General features: G+C 66.3%; 22 protein-coding genes. 18 read left to right on the top strand and 4 right to left on the bottom strand.

The annotated features are described in order from the left end of the window. Both ACNSN4_RS03820 and ACNSN4_RS03825 read right to left on the bottom strand, forming a co-directional pair. On the bottom strand, nucleotides 1-511 hold a 511-nt coding region (locus tag ACNSN4_RS03820; protein ID WP_418284456.1), incomplete at its 3' end, for an AbrB/MazE/SpoVT family DNA-binding domain-containing protein. Nucleotides 512-676: 165 nt separating this feature from the next. Next, nucleotides 677-1,057 carry a DUF7522 family protein gene (locus tag ACNSN4_RS03825; RefSeq protein WP_418284457.1) on the bottom strand — a complete coding sequence of 127 codons (381 nt, stop codon included), beginning with the start codon at nucleotides 1,055-1,057 and terminating at the stop codon, nucleotides 677-679. 167 nt (nucleotides 1,058-1,224) lie between these two features. Here ACNSN4_RS03825 and aglJ point away from each other — a divergent pair, with 167 nt between their 5' ends. The 18 genes from aglJ (at nucleotide 1,225) to ACNSN4_RS03915 (ending at nucleotide 18,308) form a co-directional block, all read left to right on the top strand. After that, the gene (gene aglJ, locus ACNSN4_RS03830) at nucleotides 1,225-2,196 is read left to right on the top strand and encodes an S-layer glycoprotein N-glycosyltransferase AglJ (RefSeq protein WP_418284458.1); all 972 of its coding nucleotides are present in this window, start codon (nucleotides 1,225-1,227) and stop codon (nucleotides 2,194-2,196) included. 74 nt (nucleotides 2,197-2,270) lie between these two features. Further along, a complete protein-coding gene (locus ACNSN4_RS03835; RefSeq protein ID WP_418284459.1) occupies nucleotides 2,271-3,377 on the top strand; it encodes an AI-2E family transporter in 1,107 nt (368 codons plus the stop codon). A gap of 80 nt (nucleotides 3,378-3,457) precedes the next feature. Next, nucleotides 3,458-4,603 carry an FtsZ/tubulin family protein gene (locus ACNSN4_RS03840; RefSeq protein WP_418284460.1) on the top strand — a complete coding sequence of 382 codons (1,146 nt, stop codon included), beginning with the start codon at nucleotides 3,458-3,460 and terminating at the stop codon, nucleotides 4,601-4,603. Between the two features lie 103 nt (nucleotides 4,604-4,706). Next, nucleotides 4,707-5,441 carry a profilin-fold protein gene (locus tag ACNSN4_RS03845; protein WP_418284461.1) on the top strand — a complete coding sequence of 245 codons (735 nt, stop codon included), beginning with the start codon at nucleotides 4,707-4,709 and terminating at the stop codon, nucleotides 5,439-5,441. A gap of 90 nt (nucleotides 5,442-5,531) precedes the next feature. After that, nucleotides 5,532-6,713 (top strand): 5-(carboxyamino)imidazole ribonucleotide synthase, encoded by a 1,182-nt coding sequence (locus ACNSN4_RS03850; protein ID WP_418284462.1) that lies wholly within the window; start codon nucleotides 5,532-5,534, stop codon nucleotides 6,711-6,713. Nucleotides 6,714-6,765: 52 nt separating this feature from the next. Continuing rightward, on the top strand, nucleotides 6,766-7,380 hold the full coding sequence (purE, locus tag ACNSN4_RS03855; RefSeq protein ID WP_418284463.1) for a 5-(carboxyamino)imidazole ribonucleotide mutase: 615 nt from the start codon (nucleotides 6,766-6,768) through the stop codon (nucleotides 7,378-7,380). Nucleotides 7,381-7,549: 169 nt separating this feature from the next. Then, entirely contained in the window at nucleotides 7,550-7,966 is a 417-nt protein-coding gene (locus ACNSN4_RS03860; RefSeq protein WP_418284464.1) for an NADH-quinone oxidoreductase subunit A, read from the top strand. After that, nucleotides 7,966-8,664 carry an NADH-quinone oxidoreductase subunit B gene (locus tag ACNSN4_RS03865; protein ID WP_418284465.1) on the top strand — a complete coding sequence of 233 codons (699 nt, stop codon included), beginning with the start codon at nucleotides 7,966-7,968 and terminating at the stop codon, nucleotides 8,662-8,664. Before ACNSN4_RS03860 ends, ACNSN4_RS03865 begins: the two co-directional genes overlap by 1 nt. Beyond that, entirely contained in the window at nucleotides 8,661-10,325 is a 1,665-nt protein-coding gene (locus tag ACNSN4_RS03870; protein WP_418284466.1) for an NADH-quinone oxidoreductase subunit D, read from the top strand. Before ACNSN4_RS03865 ends, ACNSN4_RS03870 begins: the two co-directional genes overlap by 4 nt. Beyond that, nucleotides 10,325-11,395 carry a complex I subunit 1/NuoH family protein gene (locus ACNSN4_RS03875; RefSeq protein WP_418284467.1) on the top strand — a complete coding sequence of 357 codons (1,071 nt, stop codon included), beginning with the start codon at nucleotides 10,325-10,327 and terminating at the stop codon, nucleotides 11,393-11,395. The genes ACNSN4_RS03870 and ACNSN4_RS03875 overlap by 1 nt, the downstream gene beginning before the upstream one ends. Nucleotide 11,396: 1 nt before the next feature. Next, complete coding sequence (locus tag ACNSN4_RS03880; protein WP_418284468.1) at nucleotides 11,397-11,858, top strand: NuoI/complex I 23 kDa subunit family protein; 462 nt, start codon at nucleotides 11,397-11,399, stop codon at nucleotides 11,856-11,858. Between the two features lie 49 nt (nucleotides 11,859-11,907). Continuing rightward, nucleotides 11,908-12,174, top strand: a complete 267-nt coding sequence (locus ACNSN4_RS03885; RefSeq protein WP_418284469.1) for an NADH-quinone oxidoreductase subunit J — start codon at nucleotides 11,908-11,910, stop codon at nucleotides 12,172-12,174. Beyond that, nucleotides 12,171-12,530, top strand: a complete 360-nt coding sequence (locus ACNSN4_RS03890) for a hypothetical protein (RefSeq protein ID WP_418284470.1) — start codon at nucleotides 12,171-12,173, stop codon at nucleotides 12,528-12,530. Before ACNSN4_RS03885 ends, ACNSN4_RS03890 begins: the two co-directional genes overlap by 4 nt. Beyond that, nucleotides 12,530-12,832: an NADH-quinone oxidoreductase subunit NuoK gene (gene nuoK, locus ACNSN4_RS03895; RefSeq protein ID WP_418284471.1), complete on the top strand. Its 303-nt coding sequence runs from the start codon at nucleotides 12,530-12,532 to the stop codon at nucleotides 12,830-12,832. Before ACNSN4_RS03890 ends, nuoK begins: the two co-directional genes overlap by 1 nt. A 1-nt stretch (nucleotide 12,833) precedes the next feature. Beyond that, nucleotides 12,834-14,885, top strand: coding sequence for an NADH-quinone oxidoreductase subunit L (nuoL, locus tag ACNSN4_RS03900; RefSeq protein WP_418284472.1), 2,052 nt, complete (start codon nucleotides 12,834-12,836; stop codon nucleotides 14,883-14,885). Next, nucleotides 14,885-16,414 (top strand): complex I subunit 4 family protein, encoded by a 1,530-nt coding sequence (locus ACNSN4_RS03905; protein WP_418284976.1) that lies wholly within the window; start codon nucleotides 14,885-14,887, stop codon nucleotides 16,412-16,414. The genes nuoL and ACNSN4_RS03905 overlap by 1 nt, the downstream gene beginning before the upstream one ends. Continuing rightward, entirely contained in the window at nucleotides 16,407-17,918 is a 1,512-nt protein-coding gene (locus ACNSN4_RS03910; protein WP_418284473.1) for an NADH-quinone oxidoreductase subunit N, read from the top strand. Before ACNSN4_RS03905 ends, ACNSN4_RS03910 begins: the two co-directional genes overlap by 8 nt. Nucleotides 17,919-18,035: 117 nt before the next feature. Next, nucleotides 18,036-18,308: a hypothetical protein gene (locus tag ACNSN4_RS03915; protein WP_418284474.1), complete on the top strand. Its 273-nt coding sequence runs from the start codon at nucleotides 18,036-18,038 to the stop codon at nucleotides 18,306-18,308. Between the two features lie 88 nt (nucleotides 18,309-18,396). Here ACNSN4_RS03915 and ACNSN4_RS03920 read toward each other — a convergent pair whose 3' ends face one another. After that, on the bottom strand, nucleotides 18,397-18,627 hold the full coding sequence (locus ACNSN4_RS03920; protein ID WP_418284475.1) for an H/ACA ribonucleoprotein complex subunit GAR1: 231 nt from the start codon (nucleotides 18,625-18,627) through the stop codon (nucleotides 18,397-18,399). A 2-nt stretch (nucleotides 18,628-18,629) separates the two neighbouring features. Further along, nucleotides 18,630-18,908: a signal recognition particle subunit SRP19 gene (srp19, locus tag ACNSN4_RS03925; RefSeq protein WP_418284476.1), complete on the bottom strand. Its 279-nt coding sequence runs from the start codon at nucleotides 18,906-18,908 to the stop codon at nucleotides 18,630-18,632. Nucleotides 18,909-18,976 lie beyond the last annotated feature (68 nt).

An 18,976-nucleotide genomic window follows, 5' to 3' on the forward strand; every position in this document is an offset into this window, starting at 1 on the left:
CGCGGTTGAGCGCTCGCTGGGCGAGGTCGGGATTGCCGTGCGCGAGCGCCTTCACGGCCTCGCCTCGCATCGTCGACCCCGTGTTCTCCAACCGTTCGAGGAGGTTGTCGAGGGTGAAATCCTCCGGGTCGACCGAACACCGGATAGAGATGTCCTCCGGCGTCTCTTCGATGACGCCGAGCCCCATCAGCTGCGTTTCGGCCTTATACACCGCGTTGATGTGCTCGCTGTCGAGCGTTCCCTCGCTCCGGACGTGGATCACGCGCCGTCCGAGCACGTACTGCGCGACGATCGCCCGCTCTAGCGACCTCGCGTCGAGCCCGTCCGCGTTGATCACGGCCTCCGACTCCTCCGTGCTCACGGACTCCGGAAGCACCGTGAGCGTTCCTTTGCCGCCCATCCGGAGCGATACCTCGTCGCCCTTGTTGACGCCGTGTTCCTTCGCCCACTCCGCGGGGAGGGTCATCGCCAGCGTCGACGGACCCAACCGCTGGACTTTCCGCGTTTCCATGCGTATCAATACCGCGGGATCGACCTTAACGTTGTTCCTATGGTCATTATACGCTTCCGAGAATATACAAGGTCTTGTGTCACGGGCGATCCACGTCGGTGTCTCGCTGTCGCCGTCATCGGTGATTCCGACAGGCAGTTCCGGGACGAGACGCGAGCGCTCCGGTCACGACGGATCGAACGATCGGAGAATCGCGGCGAGCGCGCTCGCGAGTTCCTCGAAGCGGTCTATCTCCATCGAATCGGTGGTCACCCAGATCCCGTGTCCGCCGTCGATAACCCGCGTGAGGTATCCGTTCTCGAAGACGCGTACCGTAAACTGGTAGTGCCCGAGCTGACTGCCCGTGTACAGCGCTTGGGCGTGGAACCCGTTGCGCTCGTTCTCCGCGAATCCGACGAGGTCGGCGGTCTGACTCAGGTCGCTGCGGAGGTAGAGCTGCTCGACATCGTCTTCGGTGAAATACGTGAGACTCCGGAGTTCGTCACCGGTCGCCGTTCGCGCCGCACTGAGCAGTTCGTCGGCGTGCGACCCAATAGAGTGTGACATACTGTCACGATCGTCCGACGGATACATGAGCGTATGGGTGGCCGCAGAACCGACCGCAGCGCGTCGCGGCCGGAAAAAGGGTGACCGGCACGGGAGCTTTGGAACGCAACCAGCAGGGCGACCTCGGAAGGACAGAGTTTAGCGACTCCCCCGTGATCGCCCGGATAATGAGCGAGTACGACGACGTCTGCGTCCTGCTGCCGGCGATGGACGAGATCGAGACGGTCGCACGCGTCGTCGAGGCGTTCCGTGACGCCGGAGTCGACGAGATCCTCGTGATAGACGGCGGGTCGACGGACGGAACCCGCGAGGCGGCCCGCGAGGCCGGTGCGCGCGTCGTCGAGCAGTCCGGGCGCGGTAAGGGACAGGCGGTTCGCGAGGCCGTCCGCGACCACATCGACGCCCCGTACGTCGTGATGGCCGACGCGGACGCGACGTACGACGCCGAGGACGTCGACGCGATGCTCGCTCCGCTCCTTGCGGGCGAGGTCGACCACGTCATCGGGAACCGGTTCGCCGACATGCGGCCGGGCGCGATGACTCGGCTGAACCGGATCGGAAACCGCGTCATCAACCTCTCGTTCCGGGCGATCCACGGCGAGAACTTTCGCGACATCCTCTCGGGATACCGGGCGTTCACCCGCGAATCGTTCCTCCGGCTCCACCTCACCGCCGACGGGTTCGGCATCGAGACGGAGATGGCCGTCGAGTGCGTGAAAAACCGACTCTCCGTGGCGGTCGTCCCAATCACCTACCGGGAACGACCCGGCGGCTCCGCGACCAATCTCCACCCGCTCCGTGACGGTGGTATGATCTTCCTCGAACTGTACCGAAAGGCGAAGACGAACAACCCGCTCTTTTACTTCGGGAGCCTCGGCGGCGTCTCGACGGCGGCGGGAGCAGTCATGACCGCGTACGTGCTCTATCGCTGGTTCGCGTTCGGCATCGCCCACGAGGTGATCGCCATCGGCGCCGTCGGCGCGACCATCTTGGGGATCCAACTGCTCATATTTGGCGTCCTCGCCGACATGATCCTCTCGCTGCACCGCGAGCAGGCCGCCCGCTACGAGCGGATCGCCGACGGCAACTCGTCGAACGCGTCCGCCGCTGCCGGGATCGATGAGCGCGACGACGACTGACGGCATCCAACGGTAGACGCTGTTCGACGGCTGGCGCCCCCATGGTTTATGTCGGGAGACGGAGACGGTCGGTCATGGACGAGAAGCGGTTCGTCATCGCCCTCTTCGGTCTCGTCGTCGGGGCCGTTACGCTGTTCATCGCCTACCGATTCGTCGCCCCGCTCACCGTCGCCGTCTTCCTGTACTACTCGACGCGACGGCTCTTCCACGAGCTCGAACGCTTCCGGCTCCCGGCCCGCGTTCGGGCGGTCGTCTCGCTGTCGGTGATCGGCGTCCCGCTCATCGGACTGCTGAGCTACACCGTGCTGTTGTTGCTGATAGAGGCGCGTCGGTTCATCGAGCAGTACCCCATCGCCGAGGCGCTCGGCGCGGAGAACTCGTGGGTCGGTGACCTCGCCGAGCTCTCGAATCCGACCTTCGACGGGATCGTCGCGGCGTACCGCTCGGGCCAGTTCGACCCCCTTATCGAGTTCGCGTCCGATCAGGCCGGGCTGCTGGCGAGCACCCTGTCGGGGCTCGTCCTCAACCTGCTCATCACGATCGTCGTCACCTACTATCTGCTGCTCGACGGCTCGCGATTCCACGAGTGGCTGCTCAGCTTCGACGACGACGCGATCGTCCGCGAATACCTCGAAGCGGTCGATGCGGAGCTGGAGGCGGTGCTGTACGGGAACCTGCTCAACGTCATCGCCATCTCGATCATCGCGGTCGTGACGTACACCGGGTACAACCTCGTCGCGCCCGCTGCCGTTGCGGTCCCGTACCCCGCGCTCGCGGGTGCGCTCACGGGGATCGCCAGCCTGATCCCCGTGATCGGGATGAAGATCGTGTATCTCCCGCTCGCGGCGGCGACGTCGGTCGGACCGATCCTCGGCGACCAACTCGCGTTGCTCGCGTACGTCGCCGGGTTCCTCGTGGTCGCCGCGGTGGTGGTCGACACGATCCCCGACATCGTCCTCCGACCGTACTTCAGCGGGAAGACGACCCACGTGGGGCTGCTCATGCTCGCGTACATCTTCGGCCCCGTCGTGTTCGGGTTCCACGGGCTGTTCCTCGCGCCGATCGTCCTCGTGTTGGCCCTCACGTTCGCCGACACGGCCCTGATACGGCTGCTCGGCGGTGACGGCGACGACACCGGTCCGGAGATCCCCCGGGGCCAGCGCCAGCTCGACGAGTTCTGAGTCGCGGTTGCGGTCGCCAACCCACCGCTCCGGCGCGCCGACCGAAGAGCTAAATCCTCCGTCGACGACCGGGGTGACGTATGCGTGTACACGTCGTCGGTCTCGGTGGTGCGGGCGGTCGGATCGCCGACCGGCTCGCGGCCGACCACGAGGGAGACCGATTTCTGCAGGGGGTCAACGCGTTCGACACGGACGCCGCCGCCCTCGACGCCCTCGACGTCCTCGACGAGTCGCAACGATATCGCTTCGGTGACGCGGCCGGGGGCGACGGCCTCGACGGCGACCTCCACGCCGCCCGACGGTTGGGCGACGCTCACGCGAGCGAGCTGACCCGTGTGATGGACGACGAGAGCCCGTCGTTCGCGGAGGCGTTCGTCCTCGTCGTCGGGGTCGGCGGCGGTGCTGGCGCCGGGGTCGCGCCGGCGCTCGCGACGGAGCTCTCGCGGCTCTACGAGGCCCCCGTGTACGCGGTCGCGCTGCTGCCGGCTCGCGCGGAGTCGTCGCCGGGGGAGGCAGCTCCCGCCCGAGCCGGCGCGGCCGCCGCCGACGAGCACCCGCCCGAACGCCCGCTCGCGGAAAAGAACGCGGCGCGGACCCTCGACGCGCTCTCCGAACGCTGTGCGGCGGTGTTCCCGTTCGACACCGACGACTGGCTCCGCCCCGGCGAGTCGCTCGCGGACGCCCGCGACCGATTGAACGGTGCGGTCGCCGAGCGCACCGCGGCCCTGTTCGGCGCGGGCGAGACGGATGACGCCGAATCGACGCCGCAGCAGGTCCTCGACGCGAGCGACGTCGCCCGTGCGGTCGGCGACGACGGGGAGATCGCGGCGATCGGTCACGCGACGCAAACCGTCGAAGCGCCGTCGTCGACCTCGCGGTTCGGGCTCGGGCTGTTCGGCTCCAACGAGCCCGCCGAGGTCGACACCGGCGCCGCGGTGTCGGCCATCGAGACGGTGATCCGAAAGGCGACCCGCGGGAAGTCGACGGTGGACGTGCCCGGCGGGCGGGCGGACCGCGCCCTGCTCGTCGTCGGGGGGCCACCGGCGTGGCTCAATCGGAAGGCGGTCGCCGACGGTCGGCGGTGGCTCGCCGAGGAGACCGGCTCGGACGCGATCTTGAGCGGCGACGCGCCGGTTCCGGACGGCGACACGGTGTTCGCGGTCGTGGTACGGTCCGGGATCGACGAGCCGGAACGGGTCCGCGAGATACGCGACTCCATCCGGTAGGTCGCGTCGAGCCTCGGTCGGTCGACGGTGGCCCGCCCCAATTCGATCGCCACCCCAGATCCGAACCCGAACGGATTAACCGCATGTGGCACCCACTACCGCCGTGACTACCCACGCCGACCTCGGGCTCGACCTCGACGTTCGCGACACGGACGCCGTCGCCGAGCAGCGCGACGAGCTCGTCGCCGCCGTCCGCGACCACGCCGGAACGATCGCCTACCAGCTCGCGCGTCTCCAGGGCGGCGACTACGGACGAACGGAGCTGTCGACGCCGGGCGGCGCGTGGACCGTCAAACACGAGGCGGGCGAACTGGAGTTCCTGCTGTTCTCGCCGAAGTCGGGCTCGGACGTGTACGTGATCTCGACGAAGCAGCCGCCGGATCCGATCGACCTGGCGGACGCGCTCGCGGACTACGACAACTTCGTCGCGGCGTGGAACGAGTACGTCGACTCGCTGTCCGGCGTTCTCGACGGCGTGAGCGCGGAGTTCCCTGAACCGGTGTCGACCGACGGCGTCGTCGCCGAGCGGGATCGCGTGCTGGACGTGATCCGCGAGACCTGTACCGTCATGGCCGGCGAAATCTATCGGTACGAAGGGGACGACTACGGGACCTACACGGCCCGGGTCGACGGCGACCGCTGGGAGCTGAAGTGGGACGAAGGCGCGGTCTCGTACCTCCGCGTGGGCGGCTCCGGCGGGCTCTACCTCCTCTCGCAGTACGAGGCGCCCTCGGCGGCCGACGTGCGGGAGTACGCCGACTCGTTCCGCGGCTTCGTCGACGCGTACAACGAGTTCGTCGACGACCTCGAAAGCGACCTCGCAGCGATCGACCTGTGAGGCCGACTCGTTTTAAATAGGCACGTTCGTGGATATTCTTTCGCAGGATGTGGGAATATTTATGCACTAACGTCGGGTACGCGGCCGTGTATGTCGATCACTCTGCCGGGACCGACGCTCGGCGTCGTCGGCGGCGGACAGCTGGGTCGAATGATGGGGGAAGCGGCCGCGCCGCTCGGCGTCGATATCGTCGTGTTGGATCCGACGCCCGACTGCCCCGCGTCGCCGGTCGTCAGCGACCAGATCGTCGCCGATTTCGGCGACGAGGAGGGGATCCACGAGCTCGCGCGCCGCGTCGACGCGCTCACCTTCGAGATCGAACTGGCCGACCCCGACGTGCTGGCCGCGGCGAGCGCCAAACACGACGTGCCCGTCCACCCCGATCCCGACACGCTCCGGACCATTCAGGACAAGCTCGTCCAGAACGAGATGCTCGCGGACGCGGGTATCGCCGTTCCCGACTTCGCCGCGGTCGCGACCGCGGGCGGGCTCGAACGGGTGGCCGAGGAGTTCGGCGGGGTCATGCTCAAAGCGCGCGAGGGCGGCTACGACGGCCGCGGTAACGTCCCCGTCGAGGACCCCGCAGACGCCGCTGACGCGCTCGACGCGGTCGGCGGAAACGCGATGGCGGAGCGCTTCGTCGACTTCGAGCGCGAGATCGCGGTGATGGGCGTCCGCGGGGCCGACGGCGAGACGCGAACGTACCCCGTCACGGAGACGGTCCACCGCGAAGAGATCCTCCGAGAGAGCGTCTCTCCGGCGCGGATCGACGAGACGACCGACGACGCGGCGGAGGCGGTCGCGCGCGACGTCCTCGACGCGCTCGACGGCCGCGGGGTGTTCGGGATCGAGCTGTTCGAGACGCGCGACGGCGAGATACTGGTCAACGAGATCGCGCCGCGCCCGCACAACTCCGGGCACTGGACGATCGAGGGCGCGCGCACGTCACAGTTCGAGAACCACGTCCGCGCGGTGCTCGGGTGGCCGCTCGGGCCGACCGAGCTCGTTTCCCCCGCGGTCACCGCGAACGTGCTCGGGGATGTGGCGGAGACCCAGATCGCGACGCTTCGCGGCGTCGACACGGTGCTGGCCGCGCCCGACGCCGACCTCCACTGGTACGGGAAAGGCGACGTGCGCCCGCTCCGGAAGATGGGGCACCTGACGGTGACCGCCGGAGACGGCGACGCGGACGCCGGGGGCGCCGTCGACCGCGACGCCCTGCTCTCCCAGGCGCGGGAGCTGCGCGACGGACTGACCTTCCGAGACGCCTGATATCGTCGCCGCATCCGGCAGTTCCTTACCGTCTACCGTCGAATCGCCTCGCATGACCACTGTCTCGGACCTCATCGACCGGCTCGAAGCGGAAGCGGCGGCCGACGCCGACCCGGAAACGACCCCCGACGTGGGGATCATCATGGGGTCGGACTCGGATCTCCCGACGATGGAGGGGGCGTACGACGCGCTCGACCAACTGGGGTTCGCCGAACAGACGGACTTCCACGAGTCGCCGGACGCGCGGTTCACCTACGAGAGTTACGTCGTCTCCGCACACCGCACGCCGGAGCTCATGTACGCGTACGGCGAGACGGCGGCCGATCGCGGGCTCGACGTGATCATCGCGGGCGCCGGCGGGAAGTCCGCCGACCTCCCGAACATGACCGCGTCGCTCGCGTACCCGATCCCCGTCATCGGAGTGCCGGTGCAGGAGAAGTCCGTGGACTCGGTGATCGGGATGCCCACCGGAGCACCGATCGTCGCGGTCGACGCGGGGAAGTCGTACAACGCCGCCCTGTCGGCCGCGCAGGTGCTCGCGCGCGAGCACGAGGCCGTCGAGGAGCGGCTCGTCGATCTCCACGACGAACAGAAGACGGGCGTCGCCGACGTCTCCGCGGCCCTGCACGATCTCGGCCTCGACGGGTTCCGCGAGCGCGACGACTGAACCGCGCTATCGACCGGACCGAAAGCGGGTAGATCGCAGTCAGCGGTGGATAGATCGCAGTCAGCGGTACGGTCTCGTTCGCGGCCGGTTTCGGCAGCGTTGCCCCGGTGCGGTGAAGACTCAACGCTTATGAGGGGGCGGTCCAAACCCTCGCACGTTACAGACCTATATGAGCGATTGGATAGCTATCGGCGCCTTGGCGGTCGTCGGCCTGCTCATCCCGATAGGGATGATGACGGTGTCGGCGTTACTCCGCCCGAGTGTGCCTGAGACCGGTAAAAGTACCACCTACGAGTCCGGCGAGACCCCGACCGGCGGGACCCAGATCCGGTTCAACATCCAGTACTACATGGTCGCGCTGTTGTTCGTCGTGTTCGACATCGAGACCGTGTTGCTGTTCCCGTGGGCCGTCATCTACCGCCCGGCCATCAGTGCCGGCGTGCCGATGATCGACCTGCTGTGGCCGATGCTGGCGTTCGTCGGAATCCTCGCCATCGGACTCGTCTGGGCGTGGCGGTCGGGCGCCATCAGCTGGGCTCGGAGCCCGCGCGCCACCCGCAGAAAGACGGAGCGTGACCTGAACTAATGAGCAGCGATCAACCCTTCATCACCGACGAATCGCAAGTCGTAACCAAGACCCGAGACAGCCGTATGTCGGGTCAGGGAGACCGGTTCAACTCCCGGCTCCGTGAGGCGTTCGGCTCCTCGCCGTTCATCCTCACCAAGTTCGACAAGTTCCTCAACTGGTGTCGTGGCTCCTCGATGTTCATGCTCCAGTTCGGGATCGCCTGCTGCAGCATCGAGATGATGCACACGTACGCAGTGAAACACGACCTGGACCGGTTCGGCAGCGGTGTCCCCCGCGCCTCGCCCCGGCAGGCCGACGTGATGATCGTCCCCGGGACGATCGTCTCGAAGTTCGCTCCCCGCATGAAGCGCGTGTACGACCAGATGCCCGAACCGAAGTTCGTCGTCGGTATGGGCTCGTGTACCATCTCCGGCGGTCCGTTCCAGGAGGGGTACAACGTGATCAAGGGCGCGGAGGAGGTCATCCCGATCGACATCCACGTCCCCGGGTGTCCGCCCCGCCCCGAGGCGCTCGTCTACGGCGTCGTGAAGCTGCAAGAACGCGTCGCCAACGGTGAGGCCTCGCCGGTCACGGTCAAGCCGTACGAACTGGAGCAGTTCTCCAACCTCGAACGCGACGAACTGGTCGAGAAACTCACGGACCAGATCGACGAGGACGAACTCGTGATGCGGTACAACTTCGCTGATTCGCCATGAGTCTCGAACGACCAGACACCACCGACGACGCCGCGATCGAGCGCACACCTGACGAGATAGAAGCGCTGCTCGGCGACCTCGTCGTCGCCCGTGACGATCACCTGAACGCCCCCGGATTCGTCATCCGACCGGACACGGTCCAAGACACGCTCTCGGTTCTGAAAGAGCAGGCGGGCTACGACCACCTCTCGTCCGTCTCCGCACAGGAGTACGAGAACCGCTACGAGTCGATCTACCACCTGAAGAAGTTCGACGACCCGACCCAAGAGGTCAGCATCGTCGTCCCGGCGGACAAGGATAACCCGGTCTCGGAGTCCGCGGAGCCCGTCTTCCGCACCGCCGACTGGCACGAACGGGAGGCGTACGATCTCATCGGGATCGAGTACGACGATCACCCCGACCTCCGGCGGATCCTCCTGCCGGAGACGTGGCAGGGTCATCCCCTGTCGATGGATTACGATCAGGACCAGCCGCAGATCGCCTCGCTGCCGGACCACGTCAACCCGATCCAACAGCACCACAAGGACGACGAATCGGACACGATGTTCCTCAACATCGGTCCACACCACCCGGCGACCCACGGCGTGCTCCACCTGAAGACGGTCCTCGACGGCGAGCAGGTCATCGACGTCGAGCCCGACATCGGCTACCTCCACCGAAGCGAGGAGCAGATGGCCCAGAGCGGAACGTACCGTCACCAGATCATGCCGTATCCCGACCGCTGGGACTACATCTCGGCGGGCCTCCTCAACGAGTGGGCGTACGCCCGCGCCGCGGAGGACCTCGCGGACATCGAGGTACCGGAGTACGCGCAGGTCATCCGGACGATGGGCGCGGAGATGTGCCGTATCGCCGCGCACATGCTCGCGCTGGCGACGTTCGCGCTCGACGTGAACGGCGACTTCACGGCGACGTTCATGTACGCGATCAACGACCGCGAGCGCGTACAGAACCTGCTTGAGGATCTGACGGGTCAGCGGCTGATGTTCAACTACTTCCGTCTCGGTGGGGTCGTCTGGGACCTGCCGGAGCCGCGCGAGGAGTTCTTCTCGAAGACCCGGGACTTCCTCGACCAGCTGCCGGGGTCCGTCGAGGAGTACCACAACCTCGTCACGTCCAACGAGATCTTCCAGATGCGGACGATCGGCACTGGCATCCTTCCGCCGGAAGTCGCCAAGAATTACGGGGCGACCGGTCCGGTGGCTCGGGGATCCGGAGTCGACTACGACCTCCGCCGCGACGACCCGTACGGCTACTACGACGAACTCGATTGGGACGTCGTCACCGAGGACGGCTGCGACAACTTCTCGCGGCTGCTCGTTCGGATGCAAGAGGTCGAGGAGTCCGCGAAGATCATCGGACAGTGTATCGACTTGCTCGAAGACTGGCCCGAAGACGAGCGGACGATTCAGGCGAACGTGCCGCGGACGCTCCGCCCCGACGACGACGCCGAGATCTACCGCGCCGTCGAGGGGGCGAAAGGCGAGCTCGGCATCTACATGCGCGCCGACGGAACGGACAAGCCGGCGCGGTTCAAGATCCGCTCGCCCTGCTTCTCGAACCTCCAGACGCTCCCGGAGATGGCGAACGGTGAGTACATTCCCGACGTCATCGCGGCCCTCGGGAGCTTGGACATCGTGCTCGGGGAGGTGGACCGCTGATGACGTCGTCGGCACCGCTGTTCCCCGAGCTCATCGCCGAGACGCTCGGCATCGGCGGCGTCCTCGGACAGGCCATCGGCGCACTCATCGCGGCGGCGGTCGTCGGAAACATCGTCCTCGCGTTCACCGGTGTCGCCGGTCCGTGGGCGAAGCGGAAGATCACGGCGGCGTTCACCGACCGCATCGCCGTCGACCGCGTCGGCCCGTTCGGGCTGCTCATCATTCCGGCGGCGGCCGTCCAGCTCCTCGCGAAGGAGCTCATCATTCCCGAGGGCGTCGATCGCCCGTCGTGGGACATCGCGCCGGTGATTCTCCCGGCGTCGGCGCTGCTCGGGTTCGCTGTCATTCCGATGGGGCGGCTCGGTCCGATAAACTTCCACCTCGCGGATCCCGAGGTCGGTTTCGCGTTGGTGTTCGCGTTCGCTTCCATCGCCTCGATTTCGCTGGTGATGGCCGGATACGCGTCGAACAATAAGTACTCGCTGCTCGGCGGACTCCGCGCGGTCGCGCAGAACCTCGCGTACGAGATCCCGCTGATCGTCACGGCGATGTCGGTCGTGATCTTCGCGGGGACGCTCCAGATGAGCGGTATCGTCGGCGCGCAGACGGAGACGCTCGTGACGATCGCCGGGTTCGATATCCCGGCGTGGTACGCGTTCGTCAACCCGTTCGCCTTCGTGCTGTTCCTCACGGCGAACATGGCGGAGATCGGGCGGAACCCGTTCGACATCCCGGAGGCACCCACCGAGATCGTCGGCGGGTATCAGACGGAGTACTCCTCGGCGTACTTCGTCCTCTTTTATCTCGGCGAGTTCGTGCACATCTTCCTCGGTGGTGCGATTCTCGCCGTGACGTTCCTCGGCGGCGCATCCGGGCCCGGCCCGGAGAGTATCGGCTTCATCTGGTTCGTGGTGAAGATCTGGGGCTTCTTCCTGTTCACGCAGTGGGCCCGCGCCGCGCTGCCGCGCGTCCGTATCGACCAGCTGATAGAGATCGGCTGGAAGGGAATGCTGGTGCTGTCGTTCGCGAACCTGGTGCTCACGGCCGTAATCGTGGGGGTGATCGCGTAATATGATCGGACTCATGAAATCGATGGCGACGACGATGAAGCACGCGCTGGACGGGAAGACGTTCACGGTGGAATACCCGGAGGACGCGCCCGACGTGAGCCCGCGGTTCCGCGGCGTTCACAAGTTCAGCCAAGAGCGATGTATCTGGTGTCGGCAGTGCGAAAACGTCTGCCCGAACGACACGATCCAGATCGTCCAAGACGACCAGCGGAACGGCGAGCAGTACAACCTTCACATCGGCCAGTGCATCTACTGCCGGCTCTGTGAGGAGGTCTGTCCCGTCGACGCGATCCTGCTGACACAGAACTTCGAGTTCACCGCGGACACGAAAGACGACTTCGTGTTCAACAAAGAACAGCTCAAGAACGTCCCGTGGTACAAGGGGATCGACCCGCTGGAGTCCCGGAACCCCGATCGCAGTGCGTGGATCGGGGAGGGTGACGGCGAGATCGACTACCAGTAACGGGCGCGTCTCGAAATCTTCAAAGGGGTTCTCATAGGAGACAAACACAATGGTTTATGCTACCATCGCGTTCGGGCTGTTCGCCGCGGTCACGCTGGCGTTCAGCCTCGGGGTTGTCCTAGCGCGCGACGTGTTCCACGCCGCGTTGCTTCTAGGCGGTGCCCTGACGAGCGTCGCGGTGCACTACGTGATGTTACAGGCGGAGTTCATCGCCGCCATGCAGATCCTCGTCTACGTGGGCGGGGTTCTGATCTTGGTCACGTTCGCCGTGATGCTCACGCGATCGGACACGGAAACGGAGGTGAGTAGAGTATGAGTGACGGTGAATCAGGGAGTCGCGGACGACTCGTACCCGCAGTGGCGGTCGGACTCCTGTTCGCCGTGATGGTCGTGACGGTCCTGTCAGCGGAGTTCGGCGCGGAGGCCGCCGGATTCCCCGAGGACGCGTCGGTGATCCACAACATCGGGTACGCCATGTTCAACCTCGGCGAGTACGGCGTCGCGACGATCCCCTCCGAGGGGTTCCTCGCCGCCTTCCTCATCGCCGCGGTCGCACTCGATGTCGCCGTCGACGGAGCGGTCTACCTCGCGAAACGCGAGCAGGACGGCTCGATCGTCTCCGCGGTCGGACGGGCGTTTACCGACGGCGGTCGCGACGGGGGTGAGCGGTAATGGTGCCCGTCGAATGGTACCTGCTGCTCTCGGTCGCGATGTTCTGTATCGGATTGCTCGGCGTGTTAACGCGTCGCGACGCGCTGTACTTCCTGATGAGCATCGAGCTCATGATGAACGCGGCGAACATCAACTTCGTCGCGTTCGCGCTGTACTACGGTGACCTCACGGGGCAGGTGTTCGCGCTGTTCGTCATCGCGCTCGCCGCCGCCGAGGTCGCCATCGGAATCGGCATCATACTCGTGTTATACCGCAACTTCGGCGTCACAGACGTCACTGTTCCAACGGAGATGAGGTGGTAACATGGTGGACGCATTCGCATACGTTCCGGCGATCGTTCTCCTCCCGTTCTTCTCGTTCCTGATCGCGCTCGGGGCCGGAAAATACCTCCCGAAGGGCGGTGCCTTCGGCGGCATCGCGGCGACGGCGGGGTCGTTCCTGCTCTCGCTGTGGGTGTTCGCGACGGTCGCGGGCGGTCGCGCGTACAACGAAACGATATACACGTGGGCCGGTACCGGCGGAATCGGTCCGACCGACGTCGAGCTGACGTTCGGGCTGCTCATCGACCCGCTGTCGGCGCTCATGCTCGTCATCGTGACGCTCGTCGCGCTGCTCGTTCACGTGTTCTCGCTCGGCTACATGAACGACGAGGGCGAGACGGGGCTCCCGCGCTACTACGCCGGACTCGGCCTCTTTACGGCCTCGATGCTCGGGTTCGTCGTCGCCGACAACCTGCTGATGGCGTTCATGTTCTTCGAGCTGGTCGGGCTCTGCTCGTACCTGCTCATCGGCTTTCACTTCCGGAAGCCGGGACCGCCGTCGGCCGCGAAGAAGGCCTTTTTGGTCACCCGCTTCGGCGACTACTTCTTCCTCGTCGGCGTCGTCGCGGTGCTGGCGACGTTCGGTACCGCGCAGTTCGCCGGACCGGAGTCGTTCCCGGCGCTCGCTGACGCGGCGCTCAACGGCTCCGGCGCCGTCGCGTGGATTCCGGGCGGACTCGAACTGCAGACGTGGCTCACGGTCATCGGGCTCCTCGTGCTCGGCGGCGTCGTCGGGAAGTCGGCGCAGTTCCCGCTGCACACGTGGCTCCCCGACGCGATGGAGGGTCCGACTCCCGTCTCCGCGCTCATCCACGCTGCAACGATGGTCGCGGCCGGCGTCTACCTCGTCGCGCGGATGTTCGGCTTCTATGCCCTGACGCCGACGACGCTCGCCGTCATCGCCTTTATCGGTGGCTTCACGGCGCTGTTCGCCGCGACGATGGGGCTCGTCAAGGACGAGCTGAAGCAGGTGCTCGCGTACTCCACCATCTCGCAGTACGGCTACATGATGCTCGCGCTCGGCGCGGGGTCGTACGTGGCCGCGACCTTCCACCTGATGACGCACGCCTTCTTCAAGGCGCTGCTGTTCCTCGGCGCGGGAGCGGTGATCATCGCGATGCACCACAACGAGAACATGTGGGACATGGGCGGGCTCAAGTCTCGGATGCCCGTGACCTACTGGACGTTCCTCGCGGGGTCGCTCGCCCTCGCAGGGATCTTCCCCTTCGCGGGATTCTGGTCGAAAGACGAGATCCTCTACGAGGCGTTCATCCACGGCCTCAACGACCCGCTCCTGCTCGGCGGCTGGGTGATGGGCCTGCTCGCCGTGCCGGTCACCGCCTTCTACACGTTCCGGATGGTGTTCTTGACGTTCCACGGTGAGCCGCGGACGGAACTCGCGGCCGACCCCGAACCGGTCCGGTGGAACGTGAAGGGCCCACTCACGGTGCTCGGATCGCTGGCTGTCGTCGCCGGGTTCGTCAACATGGTTCCCGTCCAGAAGCTGTTCGGAATCGACGGGATCGACCTGCTCACCCGGTGGCTCGACAACGACTTCGGCGGTATCGACGGCGTCCGGTACTCCGCGTACAACGACCTGCTCGCAACGCACGGGCACGAGTCGGCGTACCTCGCGGACAGCGAGACGACGACCCTCCTCGTCGCCGCCGGACTCAGTCTCGGTCTCGCCGTCGCCGGCGTCCTCGTCGCGTGGCGGCTCTACAACGTTCCGTCGCCGACGGAGCACACGGCGAAGCTCGGCGGTATCAAAGACGTGCTGTACAACAACTACTACCTCGACGAACTGCAGGTATGGCTCGCGTATCGAACTGAGGACGTCGCCGGCGTCGCCGACACCTTCGATCAGGGGATCATCGACGGCGTCGTCAACGGCGCCTCGTCGGTGAGTCTCTTCGGTGGCAATCGGATTCGCCGGATCCAGAGCGGCGTGGTCTCGCAGTACGCGGCGCTGCTCACGCTGGGGCTGGTCGCGTTGATTCTGGTGCTCGGCGTCACCGGGGGGTGGTTCCTGTGATACTCGAAGCGATCATCGGATTCACCTTCGTGAGCGCGCTCGTCGTGCTGCTCGCTCCCAACGAGTGGGCGGGGAGGCTCGCGTTCGCGCTGAGCACCGTCCCGTTCGCCGGTGCCCTGTACCTCTGGTCCGGCTTCGACGGCTCCGGGAACGCGCTCACGGGCGGCACCATCGCCTACGAGACGCAGGTCGAGTGGCTGGAGGTCGGTGGTCGGTCGGTCTCGTGGTTCGTGGGACTGGACGGTATCAGCCTCCCGCTCGTCGTCCTCACGACGTTCCTCGTCCCGCTGGCTATCATCAGCGCGTGGACGCCGATCGACACCCGACAGAGCCAGTTCTACGGACTGATGCTGTTCATGGAGGCGAACCTCCTCGGCGTGTTCGCTGCGCTTGACTTCTTCCTGTGGTTCATCTTCTGGGAGGCCGTCCTCGTCCCGATGTACTTCCTCATCGGCGTGTGGGGCGGCCCCCGCCGGAAGTACGCCGCGATCAAGTTCTTCGTCTACACGAACGCGGCGTCGCTGCTGATGTTCATCGGCTTCATGTCGCTCGTGTTCGCGCTCGGCGACTCCGTGAGCTCGTTCGCGCTGCCGGAGATCACGGGGGCGCTCGCGGACGGCGGGCTCGGCACGTGGTTCGGTATCGCTCCCGGAACGATCGCGATGGGCGCGTTCCTCGCGATGTTCCTCGGGTTCGCGGTGAAGGTGCCGATCGTGCCGGTTCACACCTGGCTGCCGGACGCACACGTCGAAGCGCCGACGCCGGTGTCGGTGCTCTTGGCCGGCGTCCTCCTGAAGATGGGGACGTACGCGCTGCTCCGATTCAACTTCACGATGCTGCCGGACCAGGCGTCCGCGCTCGCGGTCCCGATCGCGGCCATCGCCGTGATCAGCGTCATCTACGGCGCGATGCTGGCGCTGGCACAGCAGGACCTCAAGCGCATCGTCGCGTACTCGTCCGTCTCGTCGATGGGGTACGTCATCCTCGGGCTCATCGTGTTCACCGAGTACGGCATCGGCGGCGCGACGTTCCAGATGGTCGCGCACGGCCTCATCTCGGGGCTGATGTTCATGGCGGTCGGCGTCGTGTACAACGCCACCCACACGCGGATGGTCGGCGACATGGCCGGGATGGCCGACCGGATGCCGATCACCGTCGGCATCCTCGTCGCGGGCGCGTTCGGCTACATGGGGCTCCCGCTGATGGCCGGCTTCGCCGGTGAGTTCTTCATCTTCGTGGGCTCGCTGTCGGCTCCGGCGCTCCCGTACGCGCCGGTGTTCACGGCGCTCGCGATGTTCGGAATCGTCATCGTCGCCGGTTACCTGTTGTCGGCGATGCAGAGCACGCTGTTCGGACCGTTCGAACTGGCGACCGACTACGACGTCGGCCCGGCGCCGTTCCACGATGTCGCCCCGCTCGCGGTGCTTCTGGTGGCTATCATCGTGCTCGGCGTCGCGCCCGACATCTTCTTCGAGATGATACGTGACGCTGCGGTTCCGGTGGTCGAGGGGGTGAGCATCGATGGTTAACGCGGTGCCAGCAATTACGGCGCTCGCGCCCGTGTTGCTCCTCGCGTTCACCGGGCTCGTGCTGTTGTTGGTCGACACCGTTCGGCCGGACGCCCGGTCGAACACGTCGAGCGCGGTCGTCGCCGCGCTCGGTTCGCTCACCGCGCTCGCTGCGACGGCGTGGCTCGTCGTCGGCGGAACCGGTGGCACAGGAACTGGCGGTGCGATCTACCTGTTCGCGGACGCGATCAAGGTGGATACGATGGCGCTGTTCTTCACCGCCATCTTCGCCTCGGTTACGGCGCTCGTCGTCGTCGCGGCGCACGACTACTTCCACGACCACGCCGACCCAGCGTCGTTCTACTCGCTCGTCGTCTTCGCCGCGACCGGGATGGCCCTCTTAGCCGTCTCGAACTCGCTCGCGGTCCTGTTCGTCGCACTGGAGATGGTGTCGCTGCCGTCGTACGTGCTCGTCGCCTTCTTCAAGCGGAACCGCGGGAGCGTCGAGGCGGGGATGAAGTACTTCCTCGTCGGCGCGCTCTCCTCGGCGATCTTCCTGTTCGGGATCTCGCTCGTCTACGCGGCGACCGGCTCGCTCATCCTGAGCGATGTCGCGGCCGGGATGGAGTCGCTCGACGGACTCGTCGGAATCACCGGCCTCGGGATCGTGATGATCGTCGGCGGAGTCGCGTTCAAGACGGCGTCCGTGCCGTTCCACTTCTGGGCGCCGGAGGCGTACGAGGGCGCGCCCGCACCGGTGAGCGCGTTCCTCTCGTCGGCGTCGAAGGCGGCCGGTTTCGTGGTCGCGTTCCGCTTGTTCACCGAGGCGTTCCCGGTCGGCGCGTCGCTCGCCGCCGACATCAACTGGGTGCTCGCCTTCGGTATCCTCGCAGCCGTGACGATGACGCTCGGTAACTTCGCGGCGGCCGTTCAAGAGGAGGTCAAACGCATGCTGGCGTACTCCTCGATCGGTCACGCCGGGTACGCGCTCATCGGCGTCGCCGCGCTCTCCGCGGACGGGAGCGGGAACGGCGCCGTGATGGGCGCGGCGATGGCGCACCTGCTCGTCTACGGATTCATGAACACCGGCGCCTTCCTCTTCGTCGCGATGGCGGAGCGCTGGGGCGTCGGACGGACGTTCGAGGACTACGCCGGGCTCGCCCGTCGGGCACCCGTCGCGTCGACCGCGATGGCCGTGTTCATGTTCTCGCTCGCGGGGCTCCCGCCGTTCGCCGGGTTCTTCTCGAAGTACTTCCTGTTCATGGGCGCCATCGATAACGGGTTCGTCTGGCTGGCGGCGTTCGGTGCCGTCAACAGCGTCGTGTCGCTGTACTACTACAGCCGCGTCGTGAAGGCGCTGTTCATCGACGACCCCGCTTCGGAGAGCGCGCTGGACACGATCGACGTGCAGCCGACGGCGCTGTACGCCGCCGTCGTCTTCGCGGCGGTCGCGACGGTGCTCCTGCTGCCCGGCTTCGGCCCGGTCATCGAGACGGCCGAGGCGGCGGCGTCGGCACTGTTCTAACGCCGCTGCGGATTTCGCCCCGCCCGGTCATTTTCGGTATTCCGCTTTCGATGGCGGTCTCGCTCTTTCTCGTCCGGTAACCGCAGGTATTACCGCGTCCAGCCCCTACGGTGTGGTATGAGTCGTAGCCGGACGTACCGGTGTTTGAACTGTCTCGAACACACGATCACCCGCGAGTTCGACGCCTCACATCTCTCGGTGACGTGTCCGAACTGCGGGTCGTTCGAGCGGTTCGTCAACGAGGACGTGTTCGAACAGTTCCAAGCGTTCGAGGAGTCACCGCCGTCGGAGATCGACTGGGGGCGACTCGAACGGACCGAGAAGTTCGTGGTCGCCGAGCGGCTCGCACGCTCGACCAAGACGATAGAGGATTTCGCTATCGCCGAGTGATCGGCCACTCGGCGCAGAGCGTGTGGGACCGCAGGGCGAACGGGGGAATGACCGGAGCCGGCGGGACGAGCGGGGCGGTTCGATTGCGTTATCGCGAGTACAGCTTTCCGCCGACCAGCGTCGCGAGTCCGACGCCGTCACCGGGCGTGACGGCGACGTAGGGGTGATCGACCGGTCCGAACACGTCGACGACGCGACCGACGGTCGAGAGCGACTCGTCGACGACGGCGGCGCCGATTCGGGGCGGCTCCTCGCCGGCGTCGCCTCTGGCGATCGCCAGGCCGCCCGCGGTTCTGACGACGGTGCCGACGCGTCGCATCGTCACTCCCGTATGACCCCGAGGTAAGCGGCGATCGCCTGTACGAGGTCGTTTTTGGCCGTGTCCTCGGTGCCTTTGACGACGACTGCGCCGCGCGGCTCGAACTCTCGCGAGTAGGTTTTGTCCCGTTCGATCACCGCGTCGTAGCCGACCTGCTGGACCGCCTTCGCGATCTCGTCGACCGTCGGGTCCTCGACGGCCAGATCCATCGGAACGCGACGCCCGTCCGACCGCGAGCGGTCGGCGTCGAAGTACGCGGGATAAACGACGTTCTCGACCATATCGGAGAGCCGAGCGCGCGGCGTAAGGTCGTTTCGGACCCGTGCCGGTGAACGCCCGTCAATCGACC

Source organism: Halorubrum marinum, assembly GCF_048381195.1.
In the GTDB taxonomy this organism is placed as follows: domain Archaea; phylum Halobacteriota; class Halobacteria; order Halobacteriales; family Haloferacaceae; genus Halorubrum.

What these genes read in the sequence shown, in the direction of transcription:
- ACNSN4_RS03915 (WP_418284474.1), top strand. Translation starts at nt 18,036, where the DNA reads ATGAGTCGTAGCCGGACGTACCGGTGTTTGAACTGTCTCGAACACACG.
- ACNSN4_RS03870 (WP_418284466.1), top strand. Translation starts at nt 8,661, where the DNA reads ATGAGTCTCGAACGACCAGACACCACCGACGACGCCGCGATCGAGCGC.
- ACNSN4_RS03890 (WP_418284470.1), top strand. Translation starts at nt 12,171, where the DNA reads ATGAGTGACGGTGAATCAGGGAGTCGCGGACGACTCGTACCCGCAGTG.
- nuoK (WP_418284471.1), top strand. Translation starts at nt 12,530, where the DNA reads ATGGTGCCCGTCGAATGGTACCTGCTGCTCTCGGTCGCGATGTTCTGT.
- ACNSN4_RS03875 (WP_418284467.1), top strand. Translation starts at nt 10,325, where the DNA reads ATGACGTCGTCGGCACCGCTGTTCCCCGAGCTCATCGCCGAGACGCTC.
- ACNSN4_RS03880 (WP_418284468.1), top strand. Translation starts at nt 11,397, where the DNA reads ATGATCGGACTCATGAAATCGATGGCGACGACGATGAAGCACGCGCTG.
- aglJ (WP_418284458.1), top strand. Translation starts at nt 1,225, where the DNA reads ATGAGCGAGTACGACGACGTCTGCGTCCTGCTGCCGGCGATGGACGAG.
- ACNSN4_RS03850 (WP_418284462.1), top strand. Translation starts at nt 5,532, where the DNA reads ATGTCGATCACTCTGCCGGGACCGACGCTCGGCGTCGTCGGCGGCGGA.
- ACNSN4_RS03860 (WP_418284464.1), top strand. Translation starts at nt 7,550, where the DNA reads ATGAGCGATTGGATAGCTATCGGCGCCTTGGCGGTCGTCGGCCTGCTC.
- ACNSN4_RS03865 (WP_418284465.1), top strand. Translation starts at nt 7,966, where the DNA reads ATGAGCAGCGATCAACCCTTCATCACCGACGAATCGCAAGTCGTAACC.
- srp19 (WP_418284476.1), bottom strand. Translation starts at nt 18,908, where the DNA reads ATGGTCGAGAACGTCGTTTATCCCGCGTACTTCGACGCCGACCGCTCG.
- ACNSN4_RS03910 (WP_418284473.1), top strand. Translation starts at nt 16,407, where the DNA reads ATGGTTAACGCGGTGCCAGCAATTACGGCGCTCGCGCCCGTGTTGCTC.
- ACNSN4_RS03825 (WP_418284457.1), bottom strand. Translation starts at nt 1,057, where the DNA reads ATGTCACACTCTATTGGGTCGCACGCCGACGAACTGCTCAGTGCGGCG.
- ACNSN4_RS03920 (WP_418284475.1), bottom strand. Translation starts at nt 18,627, where the DNA reads ATGCGACGCGTCGGCACCGTCGTCAGAACCGCGGGCGGCCTGGCGATC.
- nuoL (WP_418284472.1), top strand. Translation starts at nt 12,834, where the DNA reads ATGGTGGACGCATTCGCATACGTTCCGGCGATCGTTCTCCTCCCGTTC.
- purE (WP_418284463.1), top strand. Translation starts at nt 6,766, where the DNA reads ATGACCACTGTCTCGGACCTCATCGACCGGCTCGAAGCGGAAGCGGCG.
- ACNSN4_RS03885 (WP_418284469.1), top strand. Translation starts at nt 11,908, where the DNA reads ATGGTTTATGCTACCATCGCGTTCGGGCTGTTCGCCGCGGTCACGCTG.
- ACNSN4_RS03835 (WP_418284459.1), top strand. Translation starts at nt 2,271, where the DNA reads ATGGACGAGAAGCGGTTCGTCATCGCCCTCTTCGGTCTCGTCGTCGGG.
- ACNSN4_RS03840 (WP_418284460.1), top strand. Translation starts at nt 3,458, where the DNA reads ATGCGTGTACACGTCGTCGGTCTCGGTGGTGCGGGCGGTCGGATCGCC.